We start from the raw sequence: 7,427 nt of genomic DNA, 5'->3' as shown, positions 1-7,427 counted from the left end.
GTGTTTTGAGCAACCTGCGACTAGCTTCCTAGTTTGCTCTTTGATTTTCATTGAGTATGAAATGAGAAGACAAAAAGATTGTCACAAACCCCTATTTTTTTGATAGAATAGAAGTAGTAAAAAAGAAATGAGTTAGACATGTCAAAAGGATTTTTAGTCTCTCTTGAGGGACCAGAGGGAGCAGGAAAGACCAGTGTTTTAGAGGCTCTGCTACCAATTTTAGAGGAAAAAGGGGTAGAGGTGCTGACGACCCGTGAACCTGGCGGAGTCTTGATTGGGGAGAAGATTCGGGAAGTAATTTTGGATCCAAGTCATACTCAGATGGATGCGAAGACAGAGTTGCTTCTCTATATTGCCAGTCGCAGACAGCACTTGGTGGAAAAAGTTCTTCCAGCCCTTGAAGCTGGCAAGCTGGTCATTATGGATCGTTTTATCGATAGTTCTGTTGCCTATCAGGGATTTGGTCGTGGCTTAGATATTGAAGCCATTGACTGGCTCAATCAGTTTGCGACAGATGGCCTCAAACCCGATTTGACACTCTATTTTGACATCGAGGTGGAAGAAGGACTGGCTCGTATTGCTGCTAATAGTGACCGCGAGGTTAATCGTTTGGATTTGGAAGGGTTGGACTTGCATAAAAAAGTTCGTCAAGGCTACCTTTCTCTTCTGGATAAAGAGGGAAATCGCATTGTCAAGATTGATGCTAGTCTCCCTTTGGAGCAAGTTGTGGAAACTACCAAGGCTGTCTTGTTTGACGGAATGGGCTTGGCCAAATGAAACAAGATCAACTAAAGGCTTGGCAACCAGATCAGTTTGACCGTTTTGTCCGTATCTTAGAACAAGACCAGCTCAATCACGCCTATCTCTTTTCAGGTTTCTTTGGAAGCTTGGAAATGGCGCAATTTTTAGCTAAGAGCCTCTTTTGTACGGATAAAGTTGGCGTCTTACCATGTGAGAAATGCCGAAGTTGCAAGCTGATTGAACAGGAAGAGTTTCCAGATGTCACCTTGATTAAGCCAGTCAATCAGGTCATCAAGACAGAACGCATTCGGGAATTGGTGGGACAGTTTTCTCAAGCAGGGATTGAAAGCCAGCAACAGGTCTTTATCATCGAGCAAGCGGATAAAATGCATCCCAACGCAGCCAATTCTCTGCTCAAGGTCATCGAAGAACCCCAGAGTGAAGTTTATATTTTCTTCTTGACTAGCGATGAGGAAAAGATGTTACCGACAATCCGAAGTCGGACTCAGATCTTCCACTTTAAAAAGCAAGAAGAAAAACTTATCTTACTCTTAGAACAAATGGGACTTGTTAAGAAAAAAGCGACTCTTTTAACTAAGTTTAGTCAATCGCGAGCTGAAGCAGAAAAGTTGGCTAATCAGGCAAGTTTTTGGACCTTGGTCGATGAAAGTGAACGCCTGCTGACTTGGTTAGTAGCTAAGAAAAAAGAAAGTTATCTACAGGTTGCCAAATTAGCCAACTTGGCAGATGATAAGGAAAAACAGGATCAGGTTTTACGGATTCTTGAAGTTCTCTGTGGGCAGGACCTCTTGCAGGTAAGAGTAAGAGTGATTCTACAAGATTTACTAGAAGCTAGAAAAATGTGGCAAGCTAATGTCAGCTTTCAAAATGCCATGGAATATCTGGTCTTGAAAGAAATATAAACTCAAAAATGAATGATAAAGAAAGGAAAGGGCTGTTTTATGGACAAAAAAGAATTATTTGACGCGCTGGATGATTTTTCCCAACAATTATTGGTAACCTTAGCCGATGTGGAAGCCATCAAGAAAAATCTCAAGAGCTTGGTAGAAGAAAATACAGCTCTTCGCTTGGAAAATAGTAAGTTGCGAGAACGCTTGGGTGAGGTGGAAGCAGACGCTCCCGTCAAGGCCAAGCATGTTCGCGAAAGTGTCCGTCGTATTTACCGTGATGGATTTCACGTATGTAATGATTTTTATGGACAACGTCGAGAGCAGGACGAAGAATGTATGTTCTGTGATGAGTTGTTATACAGGGAGTAGGCATGCAAATTCAAAAAAGTTTTAAGGGGCAGTCTCCCTATGGCAAGCTGTATCTAGTGGCAACGCCGATTGGCAATCTAGATGATATGACTTTTCGTGCTATCCAGACCTTGAAAGAAGTAGATTGGATTGCTGCTGAGGATACGCGCAATACAGGGCTTTTGCTCAAGCATTTTGACATTTCCACCAAGCAGATCAGTTTTCATGAGCACAATGCCAAGGAAAAAATTCCTGATTTGATTGGTTTCTTGAAAGCAGGGCAAAGTATTGCTCAGGTCTCTGATGCCGGTTTGCCTAGCATTTCAGACCCTGGTCATGATTTGGTTAAGGCAGCTATTGAGGAAGAAATTGCAGTTGTGACTGTTCCAGGTGCCTCTGCAGGAATTTCTGCCTTGATTGCCAGTGGTCTAGCGCCACAACCACATATCTTTTACGGCTTTTTACCGAGAAAATCAGGCCAGCAAAAGCAATTTTTCGACTCGAAAAAAGATTATCCTGAAACTCAGATTTTCTATGAATCGCCTCATCGTGTAGCAGATACGTTGGAAAATATGTTAGAAGTCTACGGTAACCGCTCGGTTGTCTTGGTCAGGGAATTGACTAAAATCTATGAAGAATACCAACGCGGTACCATTTCTGAGTTATTGGAAAGCATTGCTGAAACGCCACTTAAAGGAGAATGCCTTCTCATTGTTGAAGGTGCCAGTCAGGATGTGGAGGAAAAAGACGAGGAGGACTTGTTCTTAGAAATCCAAGCCCGTATCCAGCAAGGCATGAAGAAAAATCAAGCTATCAAGGAAGTCGCTAAGATTTACCAGTGGAATAAAAGCCAGCTCTACGCTGCTTACCATGATTGGGAAGAAAATCAAGAAAATGACTAATACTCTTCGAAAATCTCTTCAAACCGTGTCAACGTCGCCTTGTCGTAGGTGTGGTTACTGACNNAAAACAGTGTTTTGAGCTGGACTTCGTCAGTTCTATCTACAACTTCAAAGCAGTGCTTTGAGCAACCTGCGGCTAGTTTGCTCTTTGATTTTCATTTAGTATAAACAGGGAAGTTTGCCTTCTTCCCTTTTTTTGTTATACTAGTAGAAGAAAAAAATAGAAAGATTTGTGGGAGTGAAAAAGTCCGGGGGACTTTTTCAGCTTGAGCCAAGAAATTCGAGAGCGAGGAAAGTCTGGGGGACTTTTTCAGCTTGAGCCAAGAAATTCGAGAGCGAGGAAAGTCTGGGGGACTTTTTCAGCTTGAGCCAAGAAATTCGAGAGCGAGGAAAGTCCGGGGGACTTTTTCAGCTTGAGCCAAGAAATTCGAGAGCGAGGAAAGTCTGGGGGACTTTTTCAGCCTGAGCCAAGAAATTCGAGAGCGAAGTAAGTCCAATGGACTTTTTCAGCCTGAGCCAAGAAACTCGAAAGCTCGTAAGTCTGATTGGCTTTTTCAATGTGAATCTTAACTTCACACTCCCAAAGAGGTATTAGTGTCGTGTCTCAATCTTATATCAATGTTATCGGTGCTGGTTTGGCAGGTTCTGAAGCAGCTTACCAAATCGCAGAGCGTGGTATTCCAGTTAAACTTTATGAAATGCGTGGTGTCAAGTCGACTCCTCAGCACAAAACAGACAATTTTGCTGAGTTGGTTTGTTCCAATTCTTTGCGTGGGGATGCTTTGACAAATGCAGTTGGTCTTCTCAAGGAAGAAATGCGTCGCTTGGGTTCTGTTATCTTGGAATCTGCTGAGGCTACACGTGTTCCTGCCGGTGGAGCCCTTGCGGTGGATCGTGATGGTTTCTCTCAAATGGTGACCGAAAAAGTGGTCAACCACCCCTTGATTGAAGTGGTGCGTGATGAAATTACAGAATTGCCAACAGATGTTATTACAGTTGTGGCGACTGGTCCCTTGACTAGCGATGCCCTGGCTGAAAAGATTCATGCCCTTAATAATGGCGATGGCTTCTATTTCTACGATGCAGCAGCGCCTATTATCGATGTCAACACTATCGATATGAGTAAGGTCTATCTCAAATCTCGTTATGATAAGGGAGAAGCAGCCTATCTCAATGCTCCAATGACCAAGCAAGAGTTTATGGATTTCCATGAAGCCTTGGTCAATGCGGAAGAAGCACCGCTCAATTCTTTTGAAAAAGAAAAGTACTTTGAAGGATGTATGCCAATCGAAGTCATGGCCAAACGAGGCATTAAAACTATGCTTTATGGTCCTATGAAACCAGTCGGTCTTGAGTATCCAGACGACTACACAGGTCCTCGTGATGGAGAATTTAAAACCCCTTATGCGGTGGTTCAACTTCGTCAGGACAATGCAGCTGGTAGCCTCTATAATATCGTCGGTTTCCAAACCCACCTTAAATGGGGAGAGCAAAAGCGCGTTTTCCAAATGATTCCAGGTCTTGAAAATGCGGAGTTTGTTCGTTATGGGGTCATGCACCGCAATTCTTACATGGATTCACCAAATCTTCTGGAGCAGACCTACCGTTCTAAGAAACAACCAAATCTCTTCTTTGCTGGTCAGATGACGGGTGTGGAAGGCTATGTAGAGTCCGCAGCATCAGGCTTAGTTGCAGGTATTAACGCGGCTCGACTCTTCAAGGGTGAAAGTGAGGCTATTTTCCCAGAGACAACAGCGATTGGAAGTCTAGCTCATTACATCACCCATGCCGACAGCAAACATTTCCAACCAATGAATGTCAACTTTGGGATTATCAAGGAGTTGGAAGGCGAACGTATCCGTGATAAGAAGGCTCGTTATGAAAAAATTGCAGAGCGTGCCCTCAGCGATTTAGAGGAATTTTTGACTGTCTAATTTTTTTGAAAGAATCGCTCATGATACTATAAAAATCTTAGAAATTGTGATAAAATAGGTAGGATAAAAGAAGGAGAGTGAAAATGGCGAATCCCAAGTATAAACGTATTTTAATCAAGTTATCAGGTGAAGCCCTTGCCGGTGAACGTGGCGTAGGGATTGATATCCAAACAGTTCAAACAATCGCAAAAGAGATTCAAGAAGTTCATAGCTTAGGTATCGAAATTGCCCTTGTTATCGGTGGAGGAAATCTCTGGCGTGGAGAACCTGCAGCAGAAGCAGGTATGGACCGCGTTCAGGCAGATTACACAGGAATGCTTGGGACTGTTATGAATGCTCTTGTGATGGCCGATTCATTGCAACAAGTTGGTGTTGATACGCGTGTGCAAACAGCTATTGCAATGCAACAAGTGGCAGAGCCTTATGTCCGTGGACGTGCCCTTCGTCATCTTGAAAAAGGCCGTATCGTTATCTTTGGTGCCGGAATTGGTTCACCTTACTTCTCAACAGATACAACAGCGGCCCTTCGTGCAGCTGAAATCGAAGCGGATGCTATCCTTATGGCTAAAAATGGGGTCGATGGTGTTTACAATGCCGATCCTAAGAAGGACAAGACAGCCGTTAAGTTTGAAGAATTGACCCACCGTGACGTTATCAATAAAGGTCTTCGTATCATGGACTCAACTGCTTCAACCCTCTCAATGGATAACGACATTGACTTGGTTGTCTTCAACATGAACCAACCAGGCAACATCAAACGTGTCGTATTTGGTGAAAATATCGGAACAACAGTTTCAAATAATATCGAAGAAAAGGAATAAGAAAGATTATGGCTAACGCAATTATTGAAAAAGCTAAAGAGAGAATGACCCAGTCTCACCAATCACTTGCTCGTGAATTTGGTGGTATCCGTGCTGGTCGTGCCAACGCAAGTTTACTCGACCGTGTACATGTAGAATACTATGGAGTAGAAACTCCTCTTAACCAAATTGCTTCAATTACCATTCCAGAAGCGCGTGTTTTGTTGGTAACACCATTTGACAAGTCTTCATTGAAAGACATCGAACGTGCCTTAAACGCTTCTGATCTTGGTATCACACCAGCTAACGATGGTTCTGTAATTCGTTTGGTTATCCCTGCTCTTACAGAAGAAACTCGTCGTGACCTTGCTAAAGAAGTGAAGAAAGTCGGTGAGAATGCTAAAGTGGCTGTCCGCAATATCCGTCGCGATGCTATGGATGAAGCTAAGAAACAAGAAAAAGCAAAAGAAATCACTGAAGACGAATTGAAGACTCTTGAAAAAGACATTCAAAAAGTAACAGATGATGCTGTTAAACACATCGACGACATGACTGCCAACAAAGAGAAAGAACTCTTGGAAGTCTAAAAATAAACAGAAAAACTCAGTTGGCATTGCTGGCTGAGTTTTGTTCGAAAGAAGGAAATATGAATACAAATCTTGCAAGTTTTATCGTTGGACTCATCATCGATGAAAACGACCGTTTTTACTTTGTTCAAAAGGATGGCCAGACCTATGCTCTTACCAAGGAAGAAGGTCAACATACAGTAGGGGATACGGTTAAAGGTTTTGCCTACACGGATATGAAGCAAAAACTCCGCTTGACAACTCTAGAAGTGACTGCCACTCAGGACCAATTTGGTTGGGGACGTGTCACAGAAGTTCGTAAAGACTTGGGTGTCTTTGTGGATACAGGCCTTCCTGACAAGGAAATCGTTGTGTCACTCGATATTCTCCCTGAGCTCAAGGAACTCTGGCCTAAGAAGGGTGATCAACTCTACATCCGTCTTGAAGTGGACAAGAAAGATCGTATCTGGGGACTCTTGGCTTATCAAGAAGACTTCCAACGTCTGGCTCGACCTGCCTACAACAACATGCAGAACCAAAACTGGCCAGCCATTGTATACCGCCTCAAGCTGTCAGGAACTTTTGTTTACCTGCCAGAAAATAACATGCTTGGTTTTATCCATCCTAGCGAGCGCTATGCAGAGCCACGTTTAGGGCAAGTTTTAGATGCGCGTGTCATTGGTTTCCGCGAAGTGGACCGCACTCTGAACCTCTCCCTCAAACCACGTTCGTTTGAAATGTTGGAAAATGATGCCCAGATGATTTTGACTTATTTGGAAAGCAATGGCGGTTTCATGACCTTGAATGATAAGTCATCTCCAGATGACATCAAGGCAACCTTTGGCATTTCTAAAGGTCAGTTCAAGAAAGTTTTAGGTGGTCTTATGAAGGCTGGTAAAATCAAGCAAGACCAGTTTGGGACAGAATTGATCTAGGGTGACATATGAGAAAATCATTTTACACTTGGCTCATGACCGAGCGCAATCCTAAAAGTAACAGTCCCAAAGCTATCCTAGCAGACCTAGCCTTTGAAGAATCAGCTTTTCCAAAACACACAGATGATTTTGATGAGGTGAGTCGCTTTTTGGAAGAACATGCCAGTTTCTCTTTTAACCTAGGAGACTTTGACGCTATCTGGCAAGAATACTTAGAACACTAGCATGATTCATTGGGTTTGGGCTAGTAATTTCTCCATCCCTTTGCTATAATCCCGACTTTATCACTT

The 7,427-nt window shown here is 43.1% G+C and carries 9 protein-coding genes; all 9 read left to right on the top strand.

From position 1 onward, the window contains the following. Positions 1–138: 138 nt before the first annotated feature. The 9 genes from tmk (at position 139) to HT669_RS04675 (ending at position 7,361) form a co-directional block, all read left to right on the top strand. Entirely contained in the window at positions 139–777 is a 639-nt protein-coding gene (gene tmk / locus HT669_RS04715; RefSeq protein WP_000033362.1) for a dTMP kinase, read from the top strand. After that, positions 774–1,664 (top strand): DNA polymerase III subunit delta', encoded by an 891-nt coding sequence (locus tag HT669_RS04710; protein ID WP_000806730.1) that lies wholly within the window; start codon positions 774–776, stop codon positions 1,662–1,664. Before tmk ends, HT669_RS04710 begins: the two co-directional genes overlap by 4 nt. 39 nt (positions 1,665–1,703) lie before the next feature. After that, on the top strand, positions 1,704–2,021 hold the full coding sequence (gene yabA / locus HT669_RS04705; RefSeq protein WP_000358228.1) for a DNA replication initiation control protein YabA: 318 nt from the start codon (positions 1,704–1,706) through the stop codon (positions 2,019–2,021). A 2-nt stretch (positions 2,022–2,023) separates the two neighbouring features. Next, positions 2,024–2,902 carry a 16S rRNA (cytidine(1402)-2'-O)-methyltransferase gene (gene rsmI / locus HT669_RS04700; RefSeq protein ID WP_001166876.1) on the top strand — a complete coding sequence of 293 codons (879 nt, stop codon included), beginning with the start codon at positions 2,024–2,026 and terminating at the stop codon, positions 2,900–2,902. Positions 2,903–3,501: 599 nt separating this feature from the next. After that, complete coding sequence (trmFO, locus tag HT669_RS04695) at positions 3,502–4,836, top strand: methylenetetrahydrofolate--tRNA-(uracil(54)-C(5))-methyltransferase (FADH(2)-oxidizing) TrmFO (protein ID WP_000083733.1); 1,335 nt, start codon at positions 3,502–3,504, stop codon at positions 4,834–4,836. A gap of 83 nt (positions 4,837–4,919) precedes the next feature. After that, on the top strand, positions 4,920–5,657 hold the full coding sequence (gene pyrH / locus HT669_RS04690; protein ID WP_000002996.1) for a UMP kinase: 738 nt from the start codon (positions 4,920–4,922) through the stop codon (positions 5,655–5,657). Positions 5,658–5,665: 8 nt separating this feature from the next. Next, complete coding sequence (gene frr, locus HT669_RS04685) at positions 5,666–6,223, top strand: ribosome recycling factor (protein WP_001262225.1); 558 nt, start codon at positions 5,666–5,668, stop codon at positions 6,221–6,223. Positions 6,224–6,282: 59 nt separating this feature from the next. Further along, positions 6,283–7,137, top strand: a complete 855-nt coding sequence (gene cvfB / locus HT669_RS04680) for an RNA-binding virulence regulatory protein CvfB (protein WP_001095471.1) — start codon at positions 6,283–6,285, stop codon at positions 7,135–7,137. An 8-nt stretch (positions 7,138–7,145) separates the two neighbouring features. Further along, on the top strand, positions 7,146–7,361 hold the full coding sequence (locus HT669_RS04675; protein ID WP_001232084.1) for a YozE family protein: 216 nt from the start codon (positions 7,146–7,148) through the stop codon (positions 7,359–7,361). Positions 7,362–7,427 lie beyond the last annotated feature (66 nt).

This window comes from Streptococcus sp. 2100, from assembly GCF_013276335.1.
GTDB classification, from domain to species: domain Bacteria; phylum Bacillota; class Bacilli; order Lactobacillales; family Streptococcaceae; genus Streptococcus; species Streptococcus pseudopneumoniae.
Note: the sequence above shows the minus strand (reverse complement) of the source record. Positions and strands in the feature narration are given on the sequence as shown.

Excerpts from the sequence above, each read along its gene's own strand:
- yabA (WP_000358228.1), top strand. The coding sequence starts at position 1,704 with ATGGACAAAAAAGAATTATTTGACGCGCTGGATGATTTTTCCCAACAA.
- HT669_RS04675 (WP_001232084.1), top strand. The coding sequence starts at position 7,146 with ATGAGAAAATCATTTTACACTTGGCTCATGACCGAGCGCAATCCTAAA.
- pyrH (WP_000002996.1), top strand. The coding sequence starts at position 4,920 with ATGGCGAATCCCAAGTATAAACGTATTTTAATCAAGTTATCAGGTGAA.
- tmk (WP_000033362.1), top strand. The coding sequence starts at position 139 with ATGTCAAAAGGATTTTTAGTCTCTCTTGAGGGACCAGAGGGAGCAGGA.
- HT669_RS04710 (WP_000806730.1), top strand. The coding sequence starts at position 774 with ATGAAACAAGATCAACTAAAGGCTTGGCAACCAGATCAGTTTGACCGT.
- cvfB (WP_001095471.1), top strand. The coding sequence starts at position 6,283 with ATGAATACAAATCTTGCAAGTTTTATCGTTGGACTCATCATCGATGAA.
- frr (WP_001262225.1), top strand. The coding sequence starts at position 5,666 with ATGGCTAACGCAATTATTGAAAAAGCTAAAGAGAGAATGACCCAGTCT.
- rsmI (WP_001166876.1), top strand. The coding sequence starts at position 2,024 with ATGCAAATTCAAAAAAGTTTTAAGGGGCAGTCTCCCTATGGCAAGCTG.